The organism is Streptosporangium sp. CA-135522 (genome assembly GCF_050949235.1).
Taxonomy (GTDB): domain Bacteria; phylum Actinomycetota; class Actinomycetes; order Streptosporangiales; family Streptosporangiaceae; genus Streptosporangium.
This window is the reverse complement of sequence record NZ_CP192026.1, coordinates 7310623-7334133: the sequence shown is the minus strand read 5'-3', so window position 1 is coordinate 7334133 and position 23511 is coordinate 7310623. Positions and strand designations below refer to the sequence as shown.

Sequence of the window (23511 nt, the reverse complement as noted above, 5' to 3'; positions counted from 1 at the left end):
AGGCAAAGGTTATTGCAAGTGTGAATAAAACGTGCAGAATCCCCTTCCCTGGAGGGGGCGCCCGCCGCGCGAACTAGACTCGGTCTGATGCTGACTGGAACAGAGGGGATGATTCCGTGAGCGAGCGGACCGGACGGCCTGGCAGTCTTCTGGAGTCGGTCAAGGGACCACGGGATCTCAAACTGCTGGGGGCGGAGGAGCTGCCGAGGCTCGCCGCCGAGATTCGGGACCTGCTGGTCAGCTCCACGGCTCGGATCGGGGGCCACCTCGGACCCAACCTCGGCGTCGTCGAGCTGACGATCGCCCTGCACCGGGTCTTCGACTCACCGCGCGACCGCCTCCTGTGGGACACCGGCCACCAGGCCTACGTCCACAAGATGCTCACCGGCCGCGCCGGGCAGTTCGACACGCTCCGCCAGGAGGGCGGCCTGTCGGGTTACCCGAGCCAGGCCGAGTCCGAGCACGACATCATCGAGAACTCCCACGCCTCCACCGCGCTGTCCTACGCCGACGGCCTGGCCAAGGCCTACAAACTGCGCGGCGAGGCCGACCGCACGGTCGTCGCGGTGATCGGCGACGGAGCGCTCACCGGCGGCATGGCCTGGGAGGCGCTCAACAACATCGCCGCGCACAAGGACCTACCGCTGATCATCGTGGTCAACGACAACGGTCGTTCCTACTCGCCGACCATCGGCGGCCTCGCCTCCCACCTGGCCTCGCTGCGGGCCACCCAGCGCTACGAGGACGTCCTGGAGTTCGTCAAGGACAACCTGACGAAGGTCCCGCTGGTGGGCCCGCCGATCTACGACGCGCTGCACGGAGTCAAGAAGGGCCTCAAGGACGTCCTGGCTCCTCAGGTCATGTTCGAAGACCTCGGCCTGAAATACATCGGGTTGGTCGACGGCCACGACGAGCAGGCCGTGGAGACCGCGTTGCGCAAGGCCCGCGGCTTCCGCCGCCCGGTCATCGTGCACGTGCTGACCAAGAAGGGCTTCGGCTATTCCTTCGCCGAGAACCACGACGAGGACTGCTTCCACTCGCCGGGCGTCTTCGACCCGCTGACCGGCGAGGAGAAGCCCAAGCCGCACGGCTGGACCAACGTCTTCAGCCAGGAGATCGTACGGCTGGGCGCCGAGCGGCAGGACATTGTGGCGATCACCGCCGCGATGCTCGGCCCGACCGGCCTGATCCCGTTCTCCGAGGCCTACCCCGACCGTCTCTACGACGTCGGCATCGCCGAGCAGCACGCGCTGACCAGCGCCGCGGGCCTGGCGCTCGGCGGCCTCCACCCGGTCGTGGCGCTGTATGCGACCTTCCTCAACCGGGCCTTCGACCAGCTCCTCATGGACGTCGCCCTGCACCGGCTGCCGGTCACGGTCGTGCTCGACCGGGCGGGTGTCACCGGTGACGACGGCGCGAGCCACAACGGCATGTGGGACCTGTCCATCCTCCAGGTCGTCCCGGGCCTGGCGATCGCGGTCCCGCGCGATGAGCCGCGCCTGCGCGAGCTGCTGGCCGAGGCGGTGGAGGTCGACGACGGCCCCACCGTCGTCCGCTACCCCAAGGGGCCGGTCTCGGCCGAGGTCGAGGCGGTCGGGCAGCTCGGCGGGATGGACGTGCTGCGCGCGGGCGATCCCGACGTGCTGATCGTGTCCGTCGGCCCGATGGCCGAGCTGTGCCTGGAGGCCGCCGCCCTGCTCGACGCCCAGGGGATCTCCACGACCGTGGTGGACCCGCGCTGGGTCAAGCCGCTGGATGAGGCACTGGTGCTGGCCGCCGGTGCGCACAAGCTGGTCGTGGTGGTCGAGGACAACGGCCGGGTGGGCGGCGTCGGCGACGCGGTCGCCCGGATGCTGCGCGATGCCGACGTGGACGTCCCGGTGCGCACCTACGGCATCCCGCAGCGCTTCCTGGATCACGCCAAGCGGGCGAAGATCCTCGGTGAGATCGGCCTGAACTCGCAGGACATCGCCCGCGAGATCACCGAGGCGGTGGCGAAACGCTCTGCGGTGCTGGAGAACCATCCGGCTCGCTGACCCTCGCCGTCCTGCTCGCGCGGGCCCGCCGGCCGATCACGGCGAGGCCCGCGACCAGGATGGCGACGCATCCGGCGATCGGCACCGTCAGGTGCTCGTTCTCCCGGACGAACTCGCCGGCCAGGGAGCCGAGCACCAGATAGGTGGTCACCCACGCCGCGCTGCCTGCCAGCGCCCAGCGGATGAACCGGGCATACGGCATGCCGAGGGTCCCGGCGAGGATCGGGGTCAGCGAGTTGACCACGGGCAGGAAGTAGGCGGCCGCGAGAGCGGGGCCGCTGCCCGTGCCGGTGGCCAGCCGCTCGGCCCGGGCCCAGCGGTGCTCGCCGATCCACCGCCCCACCCTGCTGTGACGGACGCGTGAGCCGTACCGGCGGCCGATCAGCCAGCCGCCGGTGGCGCCCAGGTAACACCCGGCCATCCCGGCGACGGCCGCCACCGCGATCTCGGCGGGGCCGGTCAACGCGGTGCCCGCCACGACGATCGCCGCGTCTCCGGGGAGCACGGCTCCGATCAGCAGGGAGCCGTCCAGCGCCAGCACCGCCAGCAGCACCGCGCCGACCAGATATGGGTCCAATTGGCCAAGCATGTCCAAGAGCATAACTCGATGGTGTCGTGCCGGGGAGGCGAGGGCATCGGGACTTTCCCCTAAAGAACCCCGAGTTCACCGTTCAGCCATTGATCAGATGGGCATGACTCGATCTGTGGGGGATAGAGACTCCGGATGGTCAAGGGGGATCCATGGAGGTTTTCCGCGTCAAGTCGATAGAGCAGTCGATCCTGGACACCGAAGAGCCCGAGCATCGGCTGCGTAAGGATCTCTCCGCACTGGACCTGACCGTCTTCGGCATCGGCGTCATCGTGGGCACCGGCATCTTCGTGCTCACCGGTCGGGTCGCGCGCGACCTGGCGGGACCCGCGGTCGCCCTGTCGTTCGTGGCCGCCGGGATCGTCTGCGCGCTGGCCGCGCTCTGCTACGCCGAGTTCGCCTCCACCGTGCCGGTGGCCGGATCGGCCTACACCTTCTCCTTCGCCACGCTCGGCGAGTTCCCCGCCTGGATCATCGGCTGGGACCTGACGCTTGAGATGGCGCTCGGCGCCGCGGTCGTCGCGGTCGGCTGGTCGGGCTATCTGACCTCACTGCTGCTGTCCATGGGGATCGTCCTGCCCAAGTCGATCGCCGGGGAGGGGGCGACCTTCAACCTGCCCGCGGCGCTGGTCGTGCTGGCGCTCACCGCCATCCTGGTCGCCGGGGTCAAGCTCTCCTCCCGCTTCAACCTCGTCGTCGTCACGATCAAGATCGCGGTGGTCCTGCTCGTCATCGTGGCGGGACTGTTCTTCATCAACACGGCCAACTACAGCCCGTTCATCCCGCCGTCCAAGCCCACCCCCGCGGTGGGGGGCCTGGCCGCGCCACTGATCCAGGTGCTGTTCGGGATCACGCCGGTCGCCTTCGGTGTGCTGGGCATCTTCAGTGCCGCGGCGATCGTGTTCTTCGCCTACATCGGCTTCGACGTGGTCGCCACCGCCGCCGAGGAGACCCGCAACCCGCGGCGCGACCTGCCGATCGGCATCATCGCCTCGCTGGTCATCTGCACGCTGCTGTACGTCGCGGTCTCCCTGGTCGTCGTCGGCATGCAGCCCTACTCGCAGCTCAGCGAGGCCGCGCCGCTGGCCGACGCGTTCAAGGCGGTAGGCCAGACCTGGGCGGCGACGCTCATCAGCATCGGCGCCCTGGCCGGCCTCACCACCGTCGTGATGATCCTCATGCTCGGCCAGTCGCGGGTGCTGTTCGCGATGTCACGGGACAACCTGCTGCCGCGCGGGCTGTCGAAGGTCCACCCGAGGTTCGGCACGCCGTACCGGATCACCATCCTGATGGGCGTCATCGTCGCGATCCTGGCGGGGCTGGTGCCGCTGTCGACGATCGCCGAACTGGTCAACATCGGCACGCTGTTCGCGTTCGTGGTCGTCTCGATAGCGGTGGTCATCCTCCGGCGCACCCGGCCCGACCTCCCGCGTTCCTTCCGCACCCCGCTGGTCCCGCTGGTGCCGATCCTGTCGGTGCTGGCCTGCCTCTACCTGATGCTCAACCTGCCGGTGGAGACCTGGCTCAGGTTCGCCATATGGATGGTCATCGGCATCGTCGTCTACGCCACCTACGGCTATCGCCACAGCCGGGTGGCGCGCTTCTCACCGGTCCGCAGGTAGTCCGCGGCCCGCCTCCCGCGCGCCGCGGCCCGGCGGGCACGGCCCGAGGAGCCGCCCGGTGTGGCTTCGTCGGGCCGGGCGGTCAGGTGGGCCGGCGCTCAGATGTGGAAGAGGGGACCGGTGAGGGCGGTCATCTCGCAGCGGTTGTCGTAGGTCCTGCCGAACCATACAGGCCTGCCCTCCCAGGTGCCGGAGGCCTGTACGGTGTGCGGAACGTACTCGTCGGGACAGATCATGTCGATGTCATAGGTGAGTTTCGACAGGTCGCCGCCGACCTTGCCGACCAGGCCGCAGGCCGTGGTGGGGTCGGGATGGCCGCCGGCCTGTCCGTCGCACGCGAGCCGGACGCTCCTGGCCGGGCCGCCGGCGACGGAGAGGGTGAGCGTCAGGGACGATACGGGCCCGGGGAGAGGCGAGGCGTTCGAGGGAAGCCCACCGGTGGGCGGCGCGGTCGCGGGAAGCGCGTTGGTGGGCGGCGCGGTCGTGGGCAGCGCGGTCCCGAAGGCGAACGCCGCCGCCACAGAGACGATCTTGACGATTCTCACATGAGGGGTGATTCCCCGTCCGGGCAACGGCCCGACCCTCTTTCGGCAAAGGATCGGCCGGTTCTCCGGTCGTAGGTCCGGACGCCTCCCCCCGCCCCGTTACCGTTCCCGGTTCCCGGAGCGGGGGAGGGCCGACGCCCGCGAGAGCGGGGCCGCGGACGCTAGGCGGGGACGGAGGCCACGCCCGGGGGCAGGAAGCGCGGCTCGGCGATCCCGGCGCGGTCCAGGTAGGGGGTGATGCCGCCCAGGTGGAACGGCCAGCCGGCGCCGAGGATCATGCACAGGTCGATGTCCTGGGCCGCCGCGACCACGCCCTCGTCGAGCATGATGCGGATCTCCTCCGAAAGCGCCCGCAGCGCGCGCAGCCGTACCTCCTCGGCGCTCGACGGGGAGGTGCCGCCGGAGAAGAAGGCCACCGCCTCGGCGTCCAGCGAGAAGTCCGGCGCGTAGACGCCCGGCTTGCCCGCCGCCACCAGCCTGGCGAGGTTGTCCGACACGCCGTAGCGGGACGGGAAGGCGGCGTGCATGGTCTCGGCGACGTGCAGCGCGACGGCCGGGCCGACGAGTTGCAGCAACGCGAACGGGGTCATCGGCAGGCCGAGCCCGTCCAGCGCGTGGTCGGCGACCTCCAGGGGGGTGCCCTCGTCGACGGCGCCGATGACCTCGCCCATGAACCGGGTCAGGATCCGGTTGACCACGAACGCGGGCGCGTCCTTGACCAGTACGGACGACTTCTTCAGGGACTTGCCGACCGCGAAGGCCGTGGCCAGCGTCGCGTCGTCGGTCTCGGCGCCTCGGATGATCTCCAGCAGCGGCATCACGGCGACCGGGTTGAAGAAGTGGAAGCCCACCACCCGCTCGGGGTGCCGCAGCGAGGAGGCCATCTCGGTGAGCGAGAGCGAGGAGGTGTTGGTGGCCAGCACGCATTCGGCGGAGACGACCTCCTCCACCTCGGCGAACACCTTCTGCTTGACCTTCAGGTCCTCGAAGACGGCCTCGATGACGAAGTCGGCGTCGGCGAACGCGTCCTTGGTAAGCGAGCCGGTCACCAGGGCCTTGAGCCGGTTGGCCTGGTCGCCGGAGATGCGGCCCTTGCCCAGCAGCTTGTCGACCTCGGCATGGACGTAGCCGACACCCTTGTCCAGCCGGGCCTGGTCCAGGTCGGTCAGCACGACCGGGACCTCCAGGCGGCGGGCGAACAGCAGCGCCATCTGGGAGGCCATCAGGCCCGCGCCGACGACGCCGACCTTGGTGACCTTGCGGGCCAGCGCCTTGTCCGGGGCTCCGGCGGGCTTCTTGGCCCGGCGTTGCACCAGGTCGAAGGAGTAGAGGCCGGCGCGCAGCTCGTCGCCCATGAGGAGGTCGGCCAGGGCCTGGTCCTCGGCGTCGAAGCCCTCGTCGCGTGAGGCGGTGCGGGCCAGCTCGATCAGCTCCAGCGCCCGGTAGGGAGCGGGGGAGGCGCCGTGCAACTTCATGTCGAGCAGGAAGCGGGCATCGGCGACGGTCTTGGACCAGTCCTCGGCGGTGTGGTCGGTGCGGGAGACGGTCACCTCGCCGCGCAACACCCGGGCCGCCCAGCGCAGCGACTCCTCCAGGAAGTCGGCGGGCTCGAACATCGCGTCGGCGACGCCGGCCGTGAAGGCGTCCCGACCCTTGATCATGCGGTTCTGCGAGAGCGGGTTCTCGATGATCAGCTTGATGGCGGCGGCCGGGCCGATCAGGCGGGGCAGGAGCTGGGTGCCGCCCCAGCCGGGCACCAGGCCGAGGAAGCACTCGGGCAGGGCCACCGCGGGCACGCCGGAGGAGATGGTCCGGTAGGTGCAGTGGAGGGCGACCTCCAGGCCGCCGCCCATCGCCGCGCCGTTCACGAAGGCGAACGACGGCACCTCCAGTTCGCCGAGGCGGCGGAACACCGCGTGACCCAGGCTGCCGATCTGCAGCGCCTGCTCCCGCTCGGCGACCGTGGCGGCACCCTTGAGGTCGGCGCCCACGGCGAAGATGAACGGCTTGCCGATGACGCCCACGGCCGCCAGGTCCGCGCGGCCCGCGATCGAGTCGAGGGCCTCGTCCAGACAGGTGAGGCCCCCGGGGCCGAACGTGGACGGCTTGGTGTGGTCGAAGCCGTTGTCCAGCGTGATCAGCGCCATGGTGCCCGCGCCGTACGGCAGCTCCACGTCGCGGACGAACGCCCGGGTGACGACCTCGTCGGCGAAGAGTTCCTTGATGTCCGTCACTTCTTACCTTCCCAGCCCAGGTTCTCCCAGATGACCGTTCCGCCCATGCCCATGCCGACGCACATCGTGGTCACGCCGTACCGGACGTCGGGGCGCTCGCCGAACTCGCGCGCGAGCTGCGTCATCAGCCGCACGCCCGAGGAGGCCAGCGGGTGGCCGAAGGCGATCGCACCGCCGTAGGGGTTCACGCGGGCGTCGTCGTCGGCGATGCCGAAGTGCTCCAGGAAGGCCAGCACCTGCACGGCGAAGGCCTCGTTGATCTCGAACAGGCCGATGTCGGAGATGGAGAGCCCGGCCAGGCGCAGCGCCCGCTCGGTGGACGGGATCGGGCCGACGCCCATGACCTCGGGATCCACGCCGGCGAAGGCGTAGGAGACCAGGCGCATCTTGGGCGCCAGGCCGAGCTCCTCGGCGACGTCGGAGGCGGCCACGATGCAGCCGGTCGCACCGTCGTTGATTCCGGAGGCGTTGCCCGCGGTGACCCGGCCGTGCGGCCGGAAGGGGGTCTTCAGCGTGGCGAGCCCCTCCAGGGTGGTGCCGGGGCGGGGGGCCTCGTCGGCGGTGGCCAGGCCCCAGCCCTTCTCCGCCGACCGCGTGGCCATCGTGACCAGATCGGGCTGGATCCTGCCGTCGGCGTAGGCCTTGGCGACCTTCTCCTGAGAGGCGAGGGCGAAGGCGTCCGCGCGCTTCTTGGTGATGGTCGGGTAGCGGTCGTGCAGGTTCTCCGCGGTCATGCCCATGACCAGGGCGGAGCCGTCCACGAGCTGCTCGGCCAGGAAGCGGGGGTTGGGGTCCACTCCCTCGCCCATCGGGTGGCGGCCCATGTGCTCGACGCCGCCGGCGATGGCGACGTCGTAGGCGCCGAAGGCGATGCCCCCGGCGACCGAGGTCACGGCGGTCATGGCGCCGGCGCACATGCGGTCGATCGAGTAGCCGGGCACGCTCTTGGGCAGTCCGGCCAGCACCGCGGCCGAGCGGCCGATGGTCAGGCCCTGGTCGCCGATCTGCGTGGTGGCCGCGATGGCCACCTCGTCGACGCGATCGGGCGGCAGGTTCGGATTACGCCGAATCAGCTCGCGGATGACGCGGATCACCAGGTCGTCGGCGCGCGTCTCGGCGTACAGGCCCTTGGGGCCCGACTTGCCGAAGGGCGTGCGCACACCGTCGACGAATACGACGTCACGAGAGGAAGGCACGGGGTTCGCTCCTCGTTGCTGGGTGGCTTCCCGCCTATGCTACTGGTCGGTAACAACCTCTCGCGCGGTCAGGGTGTCGGGTCCGTCGAGAGTGAACGCGCGCCGGCCGGACGCCCGCTCCCGTCGTTGACGGGGAGATGGCGGGGAGAGGTGCGGAGGATTGCCGCGGAGGGGCGGGAACGGCGGCGCCCGCCCGGTGAAGGCGGTTATGATGCGGCCCGCCGGACCCGATCGTGGGGCCGGAATGCCCGAGGCGCGCAGGGGGCATCTCTGGCAGACTGGGAAATCGCTTTCCTGGAGGTCGTCGGTGGTCACGCTTGAGGATGTCGCCCGGCAGGCGGGTGTCTCGCTCGCCACGGCGTCGAGAGTGCTCAACGGAAGCGCCCGGCAGGTGGGGGCATCGCTGCGCGCCAAAGTGGAGCTGGCCGCCGCCCAGCTGGGCTACCGGACCAACGTGGCCGCGCAGACACTGGCCCGGGGAGCCAGCAACGTGATCGGGCTCGTGGTCCACGACCTCACCGACCCCTACTTCGCCACGCTCGCCGACGGGGCCATGCGGGTGGCCGAGGGCCAGGGGCTCGTGGTCATGGTCGGCACCACGCACCGGGATCCGGAACGGGAGATCGCCTACGTCTCGACCCTGAACGCGCAACGGGTCCGAGCCGTGCTGCTCGCCGGCTCCCGGATCGCCGACCCCCGGCTGACCCGCAGGCTCCGCGAGGAGCTCGACCGCTACCGGGAGACCGGCGGCCGGGTGGCGTGCGTCGGCCAGAGCCTGCTCGGAACGGACACGGTGGTGCCGGGCAATCGCGAGGGCGCCGCCGCGCTGGCCCGGGCCCTCGCCGGACTGGGGCATCGGCGCTTCGCCGTGCTCGCGGGTCCCGCCGGTCTGATCACGGCTCGTGACAGGACGGCAGGGTTCACCGAGGCGCTCACCGGGCTCGGCCTGTCCGCGCCGCAGATCGTGCACGGCTCCTTCGACCGTGACGGCGGTTACGCGGCGGCGGCCGAGGTCTCCGGCACCACATGCGTGTTCGCGGTCAACGACGTGATGGCGGTGGGCGCGCTGGCGTCCTTCCGCGATCGGGGGGTCCGGGTGCCGGACGACGTCTCGGTGGCCGGATTCGACGACATCGCCACCCTGCGGGACCTGGTTCCGGCCCTGTCCACGGTACGGCTGCCGCTGGCCGACATGGGCGCCCGCGCGCTGGAGCTGGCGCTCGACACGACCCAGGAGGTACGGATCGAGCCCGTGGCGGGCGAGGTGGTCCTGCGGGAGAGCACCCGAGGGCCGGCCTGAGACGCCGCCCGGGCGCTCCGGTCCGACGCTCCGCCCGGGCGCTCCGGTCCGACGCTCCGCCCCGGCGCTCCGGTCCGATGCTCCGGCTCACCCTCCGGTCCGATGCTCCGGCTCACCCTCCGGTCCGATGCTCCGGCTCACCCTCCGGTCCGATGCTCCGGCTCACCCTCCGGTCCGATGCTCCGGCTCCGCCCCGAGGCTAGGCGAACATGAGCTCGAACCTGGCCTTGATCCTCGACAGCACCTCGTCGGGGTCGGCGGCCCACACGTCGGCGTTGAAGATCTCCACCTCGATGTCCCCGGTGTAGCCCGCTTCGGCCACCGCCTCGTTCAGGGGTGCGAAGTCGATCACGCCGTCACCCATCACGCCCCGGCCGAGCAGCACGTCGGCCGGCAGCGGGGACAGGAAGTCGCACACCTGGTAGCCGGCGATCCGCTCTGCGGCCCTGGCGATCTGCGCCAGGACCTGCGGGTCCCACCAGATGTGGAAGGTGTCGACGACGACGCCGACCTGCTCCACCGGGTACGGCTCGGCCAGGTCCAGGGCCTGGCCGAGGGTGGACAGCACGGCCCGGTCGGCGCAGTACATGGGGTGCAGCGGCTCCAGGGCCAGCCTGACCCCGCGCTCACCGGCGTAGGGAGCCAGGACGGCCAGCGCCTCGGCGACCCGCTCCCGGGCGCCTGCCAGGTCGCGGGAGATCGTGCCGACGGGCTCGCCGGGAACCACGCCCGGCAGACCCCCGACCACCATGACCAGGCACGCGGCGCCCAGCACCGCGGCCTCGTCGATCGCCCTGCGGTTGTCGTCCAGCGCGTCCCCCGAGGTCAGGAAGCCGCCCCGGCACAGCGACGACACCCGCAGCCCGGCGTCCGCGACCAGCTTCACGGTCTCCTCCAGCCCCTGCTCGGCGACGTTCTGCCGCCACAGGCCGATGGCCTCGACGCCATGCCGTACGCATCCGTCGACGGCCTCGGCCACCGACCAGCGCCTGGTCGTCCACTGGTTCAGCGCGAAACGGCTCACGGCCCGCCCTCTCCCGTCTCGTCCGCTCATCGTCCGTGCACCGCCAGCAGCGACCTCATCCGGGAGACCGCCAGGTCCGGGTCGGCCAGCAGCCCGGCCCGGTCGGCCAGGCGGAACACCTCGGCCAGGTGGGGCAGCGACCGGGCCGCCTGGGCGCCGTTGACCATGCTGAAGGCGTCCTGGTGGCCGTTGAGCCAGGCGAGGAAGACGATGCCGGTCTTGTAGTTGTAGGTCGGAGCCTCGAAGATCTTCCGCGAGAGGGCGACCGTCGGGTTCATGATCTCGTCGTACCCTTCGAGGTCGCCCGCGTCGAGCGACTGCAGCGCCGCCGCGGCGGCCGGGGCGATCGCGTCGAAGATGCCCAGCAACGCGTGACTGCCCGACTTGATCAGCGAGGGATAGTTGAAGTCGTCGCCGGTGTACAGCCTGACGCCTTCGGGCAGCGCCGCGCGCAACCCGATCTCGTGGTCGGCGTCCAGTAGTGAGACCTTGACGCCGTCCACCATCGGCGCGTGCTCGGCGATCAGGGCCAGGAACGACGCGGTCGCCTCGGCCACGTCCCCCGAACCCCAGTAGCCGGCGAGGTGAGGGTCGAACATCTCGCCCAGCCAGTGCAGGATCACCGGCCGGTCGACCTGGGAGAGCAGCCTGCCGTAGACCGCGTGGTAGTCCTCGGGGCCGCGCGCGATCCGGGCGAGCTGGCGGCTGGCCATGATGATGACGCCGGCGCCCGCGTTCCGCACGGTCTCGATCTGCTCGGTGTAGGCGGCCACGACCTCGTCCGGCGTCCCGGCCCCGGGTGCGTGGTCGGTGCCCGCGCCGCAGGCCACCAGCGTGGCCGGGTCGCCGAAGGCCTTCGCCTCGGCGGCGCTGCGCTCGATGAGCTCCCGGGTGGCCGCCCAGTCCAGGCCCATGTTTCGTTGCGCGGTGTCCATGGCGTCGGCGACCCGCAGGCCGTAGGACCACAGATGGCGACGGAATCGCAGCGTGGCGTCCCAGTCGACGGCGGCGGGGGAGCCGGGGGTGTTGTCGCCGAGCGGGTCGGCCACGACGTGGGCGGCGGCGTAGACGACGCGGCCGCGGGCGGGGCCGGCGGGCCTGGCCCAGGTCACCGGCTCACGCAGGGCGTGCTCCCCGCCGGGCAGTGTGATCCTCATCACGGCTCCACCGGCAGGCGGCGGCCCTCGGCCGAGGAGCGCAGGCCCAGCTCGGCCAGGCGGACACCCCGCGCGCCGGAGGCGAAGTCGTGGGGGAACGGGGCGTCCTCGATCACGTGCCGGACGAACATCTCCCACTGGACCTTGAAGCCGTTGTCGAACTCGGCGTTGTCGGGCACCTCCTGCCAGTCGTCGCGGAAGCGCGCGGTGACGGGGAGGTCGGGGTTCCAGACCGGCTTGGGGGTGGTGGCGCGGTGCTGGACGCGGCAGTTGCGCAGGCCGGCGACCGCGCTGCCGTGCGTGCCGTCCACCTGGAACTCCACCAGTTCCTCCCGGTTCACCCGGACGCTCCAGGAGGAGTTGATCTGGGCCACGATGCCGTTGTCGAGCTCGAAGACGCCGTAGGCGGCGTCGTCGGCGGTGGCCGGGTAGGTCCGGCCCTCCTCGTCCACCCGCTCCGGGATGTGGGTGACGGCCTGGGCGTAGACCGACCGGACCCGGCCGAACAGGTTCTCCAGCACGTAGGCCCAGTGCGGGAACATGTCCAGCACGATGCCGCCGCCGTCCTCGGCCCGGTAGTTCCACGAGGGGCGCTGCGCATCCTGCCAGTCACCCTCGAAGACCCAGTAGCCGAACTCGCCGCGCACCGACAGGATCCGGCCGAAGAAGCCGCCGTCGATCAGGCGCTTGAGCTTGAGCAGGCCCGGCAGGAAGAGCTTGTCCTGCACGACGCCGTTCTTCACGCCCCTGACGGTCGCGGCCTCGGCCAGCGCCAGCGCGTCCTCGACGGTCTCGGCGGTCGGCTTCTCGGCGTAGACGTGCTTGCCGGCGTCGATGGCCTTCAGCACGGCCTTCACCCTGGCCTGGGTGACCTGGGCGTCGAAATAGATGAGGTTGTCGTCGTCGGCCAGGGCCGCGTCGAGGTCGGTGGTCCAGTCGGTGATGCCGTGGTCGGCGGCCAGCTTCGCGAGCTTGCCGGGGCTGCGGCCCACCAGCACCGGCCTGAGCGTGACCCGGCCGCCGTCGGACAGCGTCACGCCGCCCTGCTCGTTGATGGCCAGAACCGATCGGACCAGGTGCTGGCGGTAGCCCATGCGACCGGTGACACCGTTCATCACGATGCCGATGCTTTGCGGGGACATCTTCGTGAGCCTCCTATGGAAAGCGCTTTCCCAGTTACCGTACGGCAGGCCATGGAAACTGGGCAAGCGTTTACCGGACGGTCGGGCAGGGCCGGGTCATGGCGTCGTCACGGCGTCGGTGGGGCCGAACGGGCCGACGTCCTCGTTGCGGGGCGTGCCGGACCGGACGCGCCGCATGGTCTCCGGCCGGTCGTCCGACCGGCGCCCGCGATCACGGATGCCGGTTTCGGCGGTGAGGTGGTCGTCCTGGCCGACGCCGACGCGACCCGGCGACGAGCCGACCCCAGCGTCGACCCCGCCGCCGCCGCCGCCGCCGCCGCCGACGCGACCCGACCCCGCCGCCGAGGCTGAGGCTGAAGCGGCCGCCGGACGGCCGGCCGAGGATCGTCGTCCGCTCGGTCGGCAGCGCCGTTTCGCGTAGGGGGCGATCATTCAGCCGGATCGGGATGCATGGTCGCCAAAAAGGCATGAGCCTGCATGCCATACACAAAATGCGAAAATCGGCGAATATCACCGAATCCATGGTGGAAAAGGCCGTGAGGGCGGCCCTGCTTGACGTATTCCGAAGGTGTCAGCGCGGCGTCCCGGCACGCGGTCGCGCGAACCACGACCCGCCGACGAATCGACCCGGACGAACCCGCGTCGCATTGCACCCGAGACGTATCGGGGAGGGCTTTCGGCACCGCCGAATCACACATCGCACCCGAGACGTACCGGGAGGACTTTCGGCGTCGCCGAATCAGATCTCGCCCTTGGTCTCCAGCCGGATCAGCGCTTTGGCCATCGGGTGGGCGGTCAGGCCGATCTGCCAGGGGCGGGCTCCCAGCTCACGCAGCCGCGCCGCGACGGACTCCTCGTCGATGACCGAGGGCGGCTCCCAGGTCAGGCGCCGCACGGCGTCGGGCTGGACCAGGTTCTCCGTCGGCATGTGGTGCTCGTCGGCGAGCGCGGCCACCACGGCTCTGGCGGCGGCCAGCCGCCGGGCGGCGATCGGGTCACGGTCCATCCACCGGTTGGCGGGCGGCGGCCCATCACCCGGTGTGCTGGGCTGCGGGAGCTCCGACTCCGGCAGCGCGCGCGCCTTGCCGATCGCGGCCAGCCAGTCGCGCAGGTGGCGGCGGGCGCTGCGGCCGGTGAACGGCGGGATCTCGGTGAGCGCCTTGGTGGTGCGGGGTAGCTCCAGGGCGGCGGTGACGATCGCCGAGTCGGGGAGGACCCGACCGGGCGCCAGATCCGACTCGCGGGCGAACTCGTCGCGGAGCGTCCACAGCTCCCGGACCACGGCCAGCCCGCGCAGTGAGCGGACCTTGTGGATTCCGGAGGTGCGCCGCCACGGATCCGAGCGCGGCGCGGGGCTCTTGTGGGCCAGCACAGCGGCGAACTCCTCCCGCGCCCACGGCAGCTTCCCGCTGGACTCCAGCTCCTCGTGGAGGGCGTCCCGCAGCTCGATCAGGACCTCGACGTCGAGCGCCGCGTAGCGCAGCCAGTCTTCCGGCAGGGGGCGGGTGGACCAGTCGGCGGCCGAGTGCCCCTTCTCCAGCTTGAGCCCGAGGACGTTCTCCACCATCATGCCGAGCCCGACCCGTTCGTAGCCGAGCAGCCGCCCGGCCAGCTCGGTGTCGAACAGCTTCCGCGGGTGAAAACCCAGCTCGGCCAGGCAGGGAAGGTCCTGGGAGGCCGCGTGCAGCACCACCTCCGTGTCGGTCAGCGCCGCGTCGAGCTCCGACAGGTCGGGGCAGCGGGTCGGATCGATCAGCGCGCTGCCCGCGCCCTCCCGGCGCAGCTGCACCAGATAGGCGCGGCCGCTGTAGCGGTAGCCGGAGGCTCGCTCGGCGTCCACGGCGACCGGGCCGGCGCCCTCGGCGAAGGCGCGCACGACATGCGCGAGGTCGGCCGGATCCTCGACGACGGGCGGAATTCCCTCCCGCGGCTCCAGCAGCGGAACGATGGTTGTCTCGTCGGTCACGTTCGGAAGGACTCCGGATCTTCGCGACGGCGTGGCGGCAGGGTCGCCACGTCGGGTGGCAGGGGTGGTATACCCGCCGCGAGGCACATCAGATCGCACCAGGCGGCGACATGGCCGGAAAGGTCTTCCTCCAGCGGAGACCAGGAGGCGCGCAGCTCCAGCTCCGTGGTCACCGGGTCCTCGGCCTTGTTGCCGAAGCCTTCGGAGACCGCCCGGGTGACCGTCCCGCCGGCGGCGGTGTAACCGGCGCCGTGTGCGTCGAGCGACTCGGTGAGCCAGCTCCACGCGACGGGGCCGAGCAGCGGATCCTCGGTGATCTCCAGCTCCATGTCCGCCCGGACATAGGCGACCAGGCGGAACGGCCCGTCCCAGCCGCGTTGGCCGTCCGGGTCGAAGAGCATGATGAGGCGGCCGACCGCCAGCTCGTCGTCGTCGCGATAGACCGACGCGCCGATGGCAGCCGAGTAGGGGGCCAGGCGCTGGGGCGCCGGGATGTCCTCCAGCTCGATCTCCGGTCTGACCTCGGTGGGGCGCAGGGTAGCCGCCGCGCGCCGGAAAGCGGCGGGTGCGGGCGGTGCGTCACCGAGGGTCATATCGGAAGCGTAGGTCGGAACTGAGCGCATTGGGACCACTGGGGTGTGTGTAGGAGCCATTGGAGCCAATCAAGCCACTGCCATCGATCGGCGCAGAACGGACGCGCCCTCATCGCCGGGGACCCCGAGGAACAGCGTGTGACCGCACTCGACGCAGGCCCACTCGGGGCATCGGTCCGGTTCGTGGCCGTCGGAACAGGGCGGCTGCTCGAAAACCCGCTCGGCGGCACAGGTAGCACAGTGCTCACCGCGGCGTTCGGGTGAACTCCACATCGTGGACATCGCACGGGCCTTTCGTCGGGTCGTGGTCCGACGTTGGCACGTCGCGCCGACAATTCCGCGCAACGTGCTCGGCGTGTCCCGAAAGTGGTGCCGGAATCGATGCCGCGCGGTGACTTGACGAACATTTGGACCAGCCGGGGGCCGTGCCAGGTTCATCAATGGGAGGAACTGTACCCGTAAACATGATCGCTTCGTGCCTCCGGCGTCGCCGGAGGCGTGCCGACATCGGTTTCTGGCGGACGAAGCACTCGAAACCGGCAGAACCTGATCCTCGTCATGACTTGAAACTGTCTGGGCGTTCTTACCGGTGATCTCATTGAATAACCGGTGATTTCATACCGAGAAACCCGGCTAATGGCCTTGGTGAGCGGACCGCGCCCCCGACGTGGCACCCTGGGAGGGTGACTCCCGAGCCAGCCGACTCTCCGTTCCTGCGCGCCTGCCGCCGCCTGCCCGTCTCCCACACGCCCGTGTGGTTCATGCGCCAGGCCGGCCGCTCGCTGCCCGAATACCGGGCCGTTCGCGGAGGCGTGCCGATGCTCACCGCGTGCGCCACCCCCGACCTGATCGTGGAGATCACGCTGCAGCCGATCCGGCGCTACGGCGTGGACGCCGCCATCTTCTTCAGCGACATCGTGGTGCCGCTGAAGGCGATCGGGATCGATCTCGACATCAAGCCCGGCGTCGGCCCCGTGGTGGCCGAGCCGATCAGGGACGCCGCCGCGATCGAGAAGCTGCGCCCGCTCGAGCCCGATGACGTCTCCTACGTCACCGAGGCCGTCCGGGCGCTGACCGGCGAGCTGGGCCCGACCCCGCTCATCGGTTTCGCGGGCGCGCCGTTCACCCTGGCCTCCTATCTCATCGAGGGCGGCCCCTCCAAGAACCACGACCACACCAAGGCGATGATGTACGGCGAGCCGCACCTGTGGCACGCCATGATGGAACGGCTGACCGAGATCACCCTCGGCTTCCTGCGCGTCCAGGTCGCCGCCGGAGCCTCGGCCGTCCAGCTCTTCGACTCCTGGGTCGGCGCCGTCGCCCCCGACGACTACCGCGAGTTCGTCCTCCCCTACACCAGCCGTATCTTCGCCGGCCTGGCCGGCCTGGAGGTCCCGCGCATCCACTTCGGCGTCGGCACCGGAGAGCTGCTCGGTCTGCTCGGTGAGGCCGGGGCCGACGTGGTCGGCGTCGACTGGCGGGTCCCGCTCGACGAGGCGGCTCGGCGGGTCGGGCCGGGCAAGGCGCTGCAGGGCAACCTCGACCCGGCGACGCTGTTCGCCCCATGGGAGGTCGTCGAGCGCCGCGCCGGTGAGATCCTCGCCCGCGGGGCCAAGGCCGAGGGCCACATCTTCAACCTGGGCCACGGCGTGCCGCCCGGCGCCGACCCCGACCAGCTCGCCCGCCTGACGGACTTCGTGCACCAGACCTCCGCCCGCTAGCTGTATTGACCACGAACGTTGTGGACAGCATGGCTTGATCAATAGCGAAGACCTCCGATGCGGTGGAGGCGCCCGAGCTCCGTACCGCACACGGAGGCCTTCGAGTCCCGGCCCCTTGACCAGCCGCTCGCCGGCGGTTCAGCGAGCCCGGTAGACGGCGCTGAGCTTGGCGGTCGCCTTCCTGGCGGCGCGGAGCGTGGTGGCCCAGTCGCCGGTGCCGGAGACGTCGGTGTGCTGGATCACGGTCACCGCCGACTTCACCCGGATCACGGCGATGTCGTTGGTCACGCCGTAGCCGGACATCCGGAAGGCATGGGCCGCCTCACCCAGCCGGCCCAGCGACCTGCGGGTGATCGCGGTCCCGGCCGACAGCACGATCCCGCGCGAGCCGTCGCAGCGCGCGGCCACGGCCCCGGCCGCGGCGGTCATCCGGGCGAGCCCGGCGCCGCCTCCCGTGGCGATGCCCTGGGTGAGGGTCCTGCCGCCGATGCCCACCAGTAGCGCGCTCGGTCGGCGGCCGGCGAACGCCTCGTCGAAGCGGCGCAGCGCGGCGCGGCAGGTCGCCCTCTCCAGAGGGATGGCGCCGATCGCCGACAGGCTCGCGGGAGCGTGGCCGCCGTGGAAGCCCCGGCCGAGGTCACCCGCGGTCAGCAGGGCCGACTCGACCTCCGAGGGGCTCAGCGGCGCGATGGGCGCCGCGAGGGACGCCGTGGCGGCGGTCGCCGGACCGGAGACCGGAGCGGTGGGCGCCGCCCTCGGGGTCACGGCGGTCGCCGGGCCGGCTGCCAGGACGGTGACCAGGGCAGTGACCAAGGCCGTGACCAAGGCCGTGACCAAGGCAGTGACCGGGACGGCGGAGGCCTGGACGGGAGCCAGGGCGGCGGTCAGGGGCTCGGTCACCGTCACGGCGGCCGGACGGGCGCCCGTGGCCCGGAGCGATCGCTTCATGGCGGTCAACCGTAGGCAGGCCCCGGGACGGGGTCTATGGCCGTCCGGACGGATTCGCCCCCGCCTCTTGCTCAGGTTCGCCGGAAGCGTGCCCGGATCCGTCCGCGCCGGAAGCGTGCCCGGATCCGTCCGCATCGGAGGCGCGCCCGGATCCGTCGGCGACGGCAGGCTCCTCGGGGCCGCCGGGACGGGCCGGGAGCGGGGGCGGCGCCGTCCTGGAGCGGGTCCTTCCGGCGCGGCGCAGAAGGAAGGCCACCAGCAGCCAGAGCGGCACGATCACGATCAACCAGGGGAGCAGCGCGCCCACGACCGTCAGCGTGACCTTGACGGTCGTGACGAAGCCCCTCCAGCCCGTCCGCAGCCCGCCGAGGAAGCCGGACGGCTCGTCCTCGGGCTCTGCGACCACGGTCGCCGGGCCCACCAGATTCAGCGTCAGCGTCGCCACGCTGGTCTGCGAGGCGAGCGTCTTCTGCCTGGCCTGGAGCGACTCCAGGTCGGACTCGCGGCCGGAGATCTCCCGCTCGACCTCCAGCACCTCACCGATCGTGTCGGCCTTCTTGAGCAGGGTGCGCAGCGAGTCGAGCGCCGATCGCGCCGACTTCAGTCTGCTGTCCACGTCGGCCACCTGCTCGGTGACGTCCTCGGTGTTCTGCTGGAGCGACTCGCGGCTGCCGAGTTCCCTGCCCAGGCGGCTCAGCAGGCCGGGATAACCAGCCGGAGGGATCTTGAAGACCAGTTGCGCGGAGCCCTCGCCGCCGGAGTAGGCGTCCGACTTCTCCATGGCCAGGTAACCCCCGGCGGCGGTGACGATCTGCCGGGCCCGGTCGGCCGCCGCGGTGACGTCCTTGGCCCGGACCGTCATCTCCGCCGTGTAGATGATCGCCCGATCCTGCGGGACCACCTTCACCTGTGCCGTCCGCCCCTGCTCGCCGGGGTCGGCGGCGCGCCCGCTCCCGGCCTGGTCGGAGGAGCTCTCGCCCCCGGCCGCCGGGTTCTGCCTCGGGGCCGCCGGAGCGGAGGCGTTCTGCACCTCCGTCCCGCCGCCCGTGCCGCCGCAGGCCGACACCATCAGCGCCGTCGCCGCCAGCGCAACCGCCAGGCGGGAGCCGTACCGGAATCTGTTCATGACCTTGATGACGGCCGTCGCGCCGGCGGGGTTTGACGGGGGGAGTCACGATGGAATCACGTTCTGCACGCCCGCAGGTCACGGGGGTGGCGGACGCGCGGGCGCGCGTGGGGGACGGTACGGTCAGGAGTCATGGAAGGCAACCGATGCCATGTGGTGGTCGTCGGCGGCGGGATCGCGGGGCTGTCCGCCGCGTGGTACCTGCGGCAGGGCGGCGAAGGCGTCCGGGTGACCGTGCTCGACGGCGCCCGGCGGATCGGCGGCAAGCTGTACGCCACCGAGGTCGCGGGAATCCCGGCGGACGCCGGGGCCGAGGCCATGCTCGCGCGGCGGCCCGAGGGCAAGGACCTGGCCCGGACGGTCGGCTTGGGCGAGGAGTTACGGCATCCCGGCACCACCCAGGCGGCGATCCTGAGCCGGGGCGCGCTCCGGGCCCTGCCCAAGGGGCATGTCATGGGCGTTCCGTCCGACCTCGCCGCGCTGGCCAGGTCCGGCGTCCTCAGCCCCGGGGGCCTCGCCCGCGTGCCGCTGGACCAGATCCTCCCTGCCACGCTCGTCGGCACCGACGTGTCGGTGGCCGCCTACATCCGTGCCCGGATGGGCGGCGAGGTGGTCGAGCGCCTGATCGAGCCGCTGCTCGGCGGCGTCTACGCGGGTCAGGCCGACAGGCTCTCGCTGGACGCGACGATGCCGAAGATCGCCATCGCGGCCCGGTCGGAGCGGTCGTTGCTGGCCGCCGCCCGGGGAATCGCGGCCGAGACGCCCAAGGACGCCGGTCCCGTCTTCACCTCCCTGCGGCGGGGGATGGGTGCCCTGCCCGAGGCCGTGGCAGCCGCCTCCGGCGCCGAGATCAGGACCGGGGTCATGGTCCGTGAGATGCGCCGCACCGAGACCGGCTGGCAGCTGGTGGCCGGGCCGGTGCCCGAGCCCGAGGTGATCGAGGCCGACGCGGTGATCGTCGCCACCCCGGCACCCTCGGCGAGCCGCCTGCTCGCCGTCGAGGTGCCCCAGGCCGCCGCCGAGCTGGCCCGGATCGACTACGCCAGCATGGCCATCGTCACCCTCGCCTACCCGCGCGAGGCCTTCCCCCAGCCGCCGACCGGCAGCGGCTACCTCGTTCCGCCCGTCGACGGGCGCCCGGTCAAGGCCGTCACGTTCAGCTCGGTCAAGTGGCCGCACCTGACCGAGGCCGACCCCAACGTGATCCTGCTGCGGTGCTCGATCGGCCGCCTCGGTGAGGAAGCGGTGCTCCAGCGCGACGACGCCGAGCTGGTCGCCCTGGCGATGGCCGAGATGGTCGAGGTCATGGGGGTGCGCGGACTGCCGCGCGACTCCCGGGTGACCCGCTGGGGCGGCGCCCTGCCGCAGTACGACGTGGGCCACCTCGACCGGGTCGCCCGCATCCGCGCGGCCGTCGCGGGCCATCCCGGCCTGGCCCTGTGCGGCGCCGCCTACGACGGCATCGGCATCCCGGCCTGCGTCTCCACCGCCCGCACCGCCGCGGCCCGGATTCTGGACCACCTGGATCCCGCGGGAGAATGGCAGGGAAAAGTCGATTCGCTGACGAGCTGATCCACCGGCGAAGCCGACAGAGCTGACAAAGACGACAGAGACGACGAAGGGGTGAGGACGACGGACGGGAACCCGCGGCCCAAGGCGCGCGACCTTAACCAGGTGATCCGCTACACGATGTGGTCGGTCTTCAGGCTGACCGAGCGCTGCCCGGGCAACCGCGAGGGAATGGCCGACGAGGTCGAAGACCTGCTGGCCCAGATGGCGGAGAAGGACGTGGTCACTCGCGGCCTCTACGACGTGACCGGGTTCCGTGCCGACGCCGACTTCATGTTCTGGTGGCACGCGCCGACCGCCGAAGACCTGCAGGAGACCTACGCCCGCTTCCGCCGTACCGACCTCGGGTCGCTGACCGACCCGGTCTGGTCGTCGATGGCGCTGCACCGTCCGGCCGAGTTCAACAAGTCGCACATCCCGGCCTTCCTGGCCGAGGAGGAGCCGCGCCGTTACGTCAGCGTCTACCCGTTCGTCCGCTCCCTCGAGTGGTACCTCCTGGACGACGCCGACCGCCGCCGGATGCTCGCCGAGCACGGCAGGATGGCCCGCGACTACCCGGACGTGCGGGCCAACACGGTCGCCTGCTTCTCGCTGAACGACTACGAGTGGATGCTCGCCTTCGAGGCCGACGACCTGCATCGCATCGTCGATCTGATGCGCACCCTGCGCGCGGCCGAGGCCCGGCGGCACACCCGGGAGGAGACCCCCTTCTACACCGGGATCCGCAAGCCGGTCAGCGAGCTGATCGCCGCGCTGCCCTAGGCGGACGCCGGCCGTACGGCGGGCCCGTCGCGGTCCTGCCGCGCGTCCCGGGGGCGGTGACCTCCGACGGCTCCCGGTGATTCCCGGTGGCCCCCGGTGCTCCAGTGTCCCCGCCCGTCGCTTTCCCGGGATGGCGCCCGGACGGATTCCGTGAGACGGTCGATGTCGTTCGGTGGTTCGTCATGCTCAGAGAAGATCACCTGTCTATGTGAGGCCATGGGTGAAAAGGGGCGAAGACCTGGCACGGTCCACACGGCGCGAGGACGGGTCTCGCGGGAAGGACCGCTCACGCGTTCTCGCGGTCTCGGTGGGGGCGACCGCGCTGGTGGTCGCGGCCCTGGCGCTGGGCGGGTCCCTGCTACGGGCCCCGCAGGCTCCGTCGCAGCGGCAGGAGGCGATGTCGGCGGTCCCGGCGGCGCCGCCGGACGCCGCCGCCGGGGCGGGCCCGATGACGCTCGCCGCGCCCGACGACAAGAAGCGGGCGGCGGACGATGCCAAGGCCGCCGGGCGGTCCAAGCACAGTGACAGCAAGGCGTTCGCCTACTTCGAGGCTCACAAGGCGACCAAGCGCGTCAAAGACATCCGCATCGTCGGCGGCTATCTCCGGATATATACGGATCTTCCTGAGTCGGCGAGCAACTCCAAGCGAGCACTCAACCTGTGCGAGACGGGCGTGAACTATCTCGTCGGAGAGCTCGGCGTGCCCAGCCCGGTGGTCTTCGTCCAGGCCAAGTTCGGTGAGAACGGCAATCCCGTGCTCGCCAACATCCTCGGGCCCGACGACTCCGACTGCCGTGTCACCCATCCCCGGCCGGCGGGATGAGAGGCGTTTAGGCCTTTCAGATCACCCGGACCCGGGTCTTGCCGCAGATCTTGCAGCGCTGGGTGACCACTCGGCCGATGCTTTCGATGACCTCCCACTTATGCCGGATGTGCACGGCAGCTCCTTGAGGAAGATCACGTTGCGGAGACGTTCGCATACTCTGCGTTACTTTGCTTTACCCCGCCTGTACGCGCCCTTACCTTCCAGGAGTGCGTGAGTGTGGTGACCCGGCCGGACGGTCGTGGGAGGGGGAACCGTCCGGCCGCGACCGAGGGCGCGTGGGAGGGATGGCGCCGTCTCGCCGCGACCGGGGCGTGACCTCGCGATCGGCGCGACCTCGCTGTGGCCGGTCGGCGACCTCGCCGGGCGTCCGGGGCTCCCGGCCCGGATGGAGGGCGGCCGGAGGCCCCGTGTGAGGCCGGTGATCAGCCGGTGGGCTCCATCCGGAGTGACACGGAGTTGATGCAGTAGCGGTCGTCGGTGGGCGTGGCGTAGCCCTCGCCGTGGAAGACGTGTCCCAGGTGGGAGTCGCAGGTCGCGCAGCGGACCTCGACGCGGGCCATGCCCAGGGAGCGGTCCTCGATCAGGGTCACCGCCTCCGACTTCGACGGCTCGTAGAAGCTCGGCCAGCCGCAGTGGCTGTCGAACTTGGTGTCGGAGCGGAACAGTTCGGCGCCGCAGGCCCGGCAGCTGTAGACGCCTTCGGTCTTGGTGTCGACGTATTCTCCGGTGAAGGGGCGCTCGGTGCCCGCCTGGCGGAGAACGTGAAACTCCTCGGGAGAGAGCTGGACGCGCCATTCGGCGTCGCTCTTGACCACCTTGTCCATGCTGTCAGCCTATGCGGTCGCGGTGGCGTCCCAGGGTTGGCAGATCCAGGGGTAGGTGGGCATATGACCGATATGTCCGAAAAAATCTTTAAGTGTGAAGCATCCATTTATGCCTGGTTTGGCGTCTTTAACACTGTGGGGGGTTTTCGCCTTCCCGTTAGAGGGTGAGACCATCTGTCCGGCGTCCAAGGATCAACTGGGCGGCCGAATGCCACCGGCCGGGTGGCGCGCCAGCGCCCGGAACCGGGGAGCGAGATGGATGGTCCTGTGGTCCGCTCCGTCGAGAGCCCGGTCCCGCCGCCGTGGCGACTCCGGGGCGGACCCGCCCGCT

At 71.1% G+C, this 23511-nt stretch carries 20 protein-coding genes; 8 read left to right on the top strand and 12 right to left on the bottom strand.

Annotation, left to right across the window (positions count from 1 at the left end; all coding sequences use genetic code 11):
• Positions 1–116 precede the first annotated feature (116 nt).
• Complete coding sequence (gene dxs, locus ACQPYK_RS34775) at positions 117–2036, top strand: 1-deoxy-D-xylulose-5-phosphate synthase (RefSeq protein ID WP_433240609.1); 1920 nt, start codon at positions 117–119, stop codon at positions 2034–2036.
• On the opposite strand, the gene ACQPYK_RS34770 is transcribed toward dxs, so the two are convergent.
• Entirely contained in the window at positions 1981–2625 is a 645-nt protein-coding gene (locus tag ACQPYK_RS34770) for a DedA family protein (RefSeq protein WP_433240606.1), read from the bottom strand. The genes dxs and ACQPYK_RS34770 overlap by 56 nt on opposite strands.
• Positions 2626–2777: 152 nt before the next feature.
• On the opposite strand from ACQPYK_RS34770, the gene ACQPYK_RS34765 reads away from it, so the two are divergent.
• Complete coding sequence (locus ACQPYK_RS34765) at positions 2778–4247, top strand: amino acid permease (RefSeq protein ID WP_433240603.1); 1470 nt, start codon at positions 2778–2780, stop codon at positions 4245–4247.
• 98 nt (positions 4248–4345) lie between these two features.
• On the opposite strand, the gene ACQPYK_RS34760 is transcribed toward ACQPYK_RS34765, so the two are convergent.
• From ACQPYK_RS34760 to ACQPYK_RS34750, 3 genes are all read right to left on the bottom strand, one after another.
• Positions 4346–4792 (bottom strand): SSI family serine proteinase inhibitor, encoded by a 447-nt coding sequence (locus tag ACQPYK_RS34760; protein ID WP_433240600.1) that lies wholly within the window; start codon positions 4790–4792, stop codon positions 4346–4348.
• 161 nt (positions 4793–4953) lie between these two features.
• Positions 4954–7026: a 3-hydroxyacyl-CoA dehydrogenase NAD-binding domain-containing protein gene (locus tag ACQPYK_RS34755; protein WP_433240597.1), complete on the bottom strand. Its 2073-nt coding sequence runs from the start codon at positions 7024–7026 to the stop codon at positions 4954–4956.
• Positions 7023–8222 carry a thiolase family protein gene (locus ACQPYK_RS34750; protein WP_433240594.1) on the bottom strand — a complete coding sequence of 400 codons (1200 nt, stop codon included), beginning with the start codon at positions 8220–8222 and terminating at the stop codon, positions 7023–7025. Before ACQPYK_RS34750 ends, ACQPYK_RS34755 begins: the two co-directional genes overlap by 4 nt.
• A gap of 307 nt (positions 8223–8529) precedes the next feature.
• On the opposite strand from ACQPYK_RS34750, the gene ACQPYK_RS34745 reads away from it, so the two are divergent.
• Positions 8530–9522 (top strand): LacI family DNA-binding transcriptional regulator, encoded by a 993-nt coding sequence (locus ACQPYK_RS34745; RefSeq protein ID WP_433240591.1) that lies wholly within the window; start codon positions 8530–8532, stop codon positions 9520–9522.
• 199 nt (positions 9523–9721) lie between these two features.
• On the opposite strand, the gene ACQPYK_RS34740 is transcribed toward ACQPYK_RS34745, so the two are convergent.
• The 3 genes from ACQPYK_RS34740 to ACQPYK_RS34730 are packed head-to-tail and all read right to left on the bottom strand — an operon-like array spanning position 9722 to position 12845.
• Complete coding sequence (locus ACQPYK_RS34740; RefSeq protein ID WP_433240588.1) at positions 9722–10576, bottom strand: sugar phosphate isomerase/epimerase family protein; 855 nt, start codon at positions 10574–10576, stop codon at positions 9722–9724.
• Positions 10573–11703 (bottom strand): dihydrodipicolinate synthase family protein, encoded by a 1131-nt coding sequence (locus ACQPYK_RS34735; protein ID WP_433240585.1) that lies wholly within the window; start codon positions 11701–11703, stop codon positions 10573–10575. Before ACQPYK_RS34735 ends, ACQPYK_RS34740 begins: the two co-directional genes overlap by 4 nt.
• Complete coding sequence (locus tag ACQPYK_RS34730) at positions 11703–12845, bottom strand: Gfo/Idh/MocA family protein (RefSeq protein ID WP_433240582.1); 1143 nt, start codon at positions 12843–12845, stop codon at positions 11703–11705. The genes ACQPYK_RS34735 and ACQPYK_RS34730 overlap by 1 nt, the downstream gene beginning before the upstream one ends.
• A 51-nt stretch (positions 12846–12896) precedes the next feature.
• Here ACQPYK_RS34730 and ACQPYK_RS34725 point away from each other — a divergent pair, with 51 nt between their 5' ends.
• Positions 12897–13196 carry a hypothetical protein gene (locus ACQPYK_RS34725; protein ID WP_433240579.1) on the top strand — a complete coding sequence of 100 codons (300 nt, stop codon included), beginning with the start codon at positions 12897–12899 and terminating at the stop codon, positions 13194–13196.
• Between the two features lie 388 nt (positions 13197–13584).
• Here the strand turns inward: ACQPYK_RS34725 and ACQPYK_RS34720 are convergent, their stop codons facing one another.
• Together ACQPYK_RS34720 and ACQPYK_RS34715 are read right to left on the bottom strand one after the other, a co-directional pair.
• On the bottom strand, positions 13585–14811 hold the full coding sequence (locus ACQPYK_RS34720) for an HRDC domain-containing protein (RefSeq protein ID WP_433240576.1): 1227 nt from the start codon (positions 14809–14811) through the stop codon (positions 13585–13587).
• Complete coding sequence (locus ACQPYK_RS34715) at positions 14808–15404, bottom strand: DUF3000 domain-containing protein (protein ID WP_433240573.1); 597 nt, start codon at positions 15402–15404, stop codon at positions 14808–14810. The genes ACQPYK_RS34720 and ACQPYK_RS34715 overlap by 4 nt, the downstream gene beginning before the upstream one ends.
• Before the next feature lie 683 nt (positions 15405–16087).
• On the opposite strand from ACQPYK_RS34715, the gene hemE reads away from it, so the two are divergent.
• A complete protein-coding gene (gene hemE / locus ACQPYK_RS34710) occupies positions 16088–17125 on the top strand; it encodes a uroporphyrinogen decarboxylase (RefSeq protein WP_433240570.1) in 1038 nt (345 codons plus the stop codon).
• Positions 17126–17263: 138 nt separating this feature from the next.
• Here hemE and ACQPYK_RS34705 read toward each other — a convergent pair whose 3' ends face one another.
• Together ACQPYK_RS34705 and ACQPYK_RS34700 are read right to left on the bottom strand one after the other, a co-directional pair.
• Positions 17264–18073 (bottom strand): hypothetical protein, encoded by an 810-nt coding sequence (locus ACQPYK_RS34705; protein WP_433240567.1) that lies wholly within the window; start codon positions 18071–18073, stop codon positions 17264–17266.
• Positions 18074–18107: 34 nt separating this feature from the next.
• Positions 18108–19199: a DUF4349 domain-containing protein gene (locus ACQPYK_RS34700; protein WP_433240564.1), complete on the bottom strand. Its 1092-nt coding sequence runs from the start codon at positions 19197–19199 to the stop codon at positions 18108–18110.
• A 132-nt stretch (positions 19200–19331) separates the two neighbouring features.
• On the opposite strand from ACQPYK_RS34700, the gene hemG reads away from it, so the two are divergent.
• From hemG to ACQPYK_RS34685, 3 genes are all read left to right on the top strand, one after another.
• Positions 19332–20771 carry a protoporphyrinogen oxidase gene (gene hemG, locus ACQPYK_RS34695; RefSeq protein WP_433240561.1) on the top strand — a complete coding sequence of 480 codons (1440 nt, stop codon included), beginning with the start codon at positions 19332–19334 and terminating at the stop codon, positions 20769–20771.
• 51 nt (positions 20772–20822) lie between these two features.
• A complete protein-coding gene (hemQ, locus tag ACQPYK_RS34690) occupies positions 20823–21530 on the top strand; it encodes a hydrogen peroxide-dependent heme synthase (RefSeq protein WP_433240558.1) in 708 nt (235 codons plus the stop codon).
• A 220-nt stretch (positions 21531–21750) separates the two neighbouring features.
• Complete coding sequence (locus tag ACQPYK_RS34685) at positions 21751–22353, top strand: hypothetical protein (RefSeq protein ID WP_433240555.1); 603 nt, start codon at positions 21751–21753, stop codon at positions 22351–22353.
• Positions 22354–22778: 425 nt separating this feature from the next.
• Here ACQPYK_RS34685 and msrB read toward each other — a convergent pair whose 3' ends face one another.
• A complete protein-coding gene (gene msrB, locus ACQPYK_RS34680; protein WP_433240552.1) occupies positions 22779–23180 on the bottom strand; it encodes a peptide-methionine (R)-S-oxide reductase MsrB in 402 nt (133 codons plus the stop codon).
• Between the last annotated feature and the right edge of the window lie 331 nt (positions 23181–23511).

Bases quoted from the DNA above. Each gene is read 5' to 3' on its own strand.
- ACQPYK_RS34700 (WP_433240564.1), bottom strand. From the start codon at position 19,199: ATGAACAGATTCCGGTACGGCTCCCGCCTGGCGGTTGCGCTGGCGGCG.
- ACQPYK_RS34715 (WP_433240573.1), bottom strand. From the start codon at position 15,404: ATGACCCTCGGTGACGCACCGCCCGCACCCGCCGCTTTCCGGCGCGCG.
- ACQPYK_RS34735 (WP_433240585.1), bottom strand. From the start codon at position 11,703: ATGAGGATCACACTGCCCGGCGGGGAGCACGCCCTGCGTGAGCCGGTG.
- msrB (WP_433240552.1), bottom strand. From the start codon at position 23,180: ATGGACAAGGTGGTCAAGAGCGACGCCGAATGGCGCGTCCAGCTCTCT.
- ACQPYK_RS34730 (WP_433240582.1), bottom strand. From the start codon at position 12,845: ATGTCCCCGCAAAGCATCGGCATCGTGATGAACGGTGTCACCGGTCGC.
- hemG (WP_433240561.1), top strand. From the start codon at position 19,332: ATGGAAGGCAACCGATGCCATGTGGTGGTCGTCGGCGGCGGGATCGCG.
- ACQPYK_RS34740 (WP_433240588.1), bottom strand. From the start codon at position 10,576: ATGAGCGGACGAGACGGGAGAGGGCGGGCCGTGAGCCGTTTCGCGCTG.
- ACQPYK_RS34765 (WP_433240603.1), top strand. From the start codon at position 2,778: ATGGAGGTTTTCCGCGTCAAGTCGATAGAGCAGTCGATCCTGGACACC.
- ACQPYK_RS34770 (WP_433240606.1), bottom strand. From the start codon at position 2,625: ATGCTTGGCCAATTGGACCCATATCTGGTCGGCGCGGTGCTGCTGGCG.
- ACQPYK_RS34725 (WP_433240579.1), top strand. From the start codon at position 12,897: ATGGAAACTGGGCAAGCGTTTACCGGACGGTCGGGCAGGGCCGGGTCA.
- ACQPYK_RS34705 (WP_433240567.1), bottom strand. From the start codon at position 18,073: ATGAAGCGATCGCTCCGGGCCACGGGCGCCCGTCCGGCCGCCGTGACG.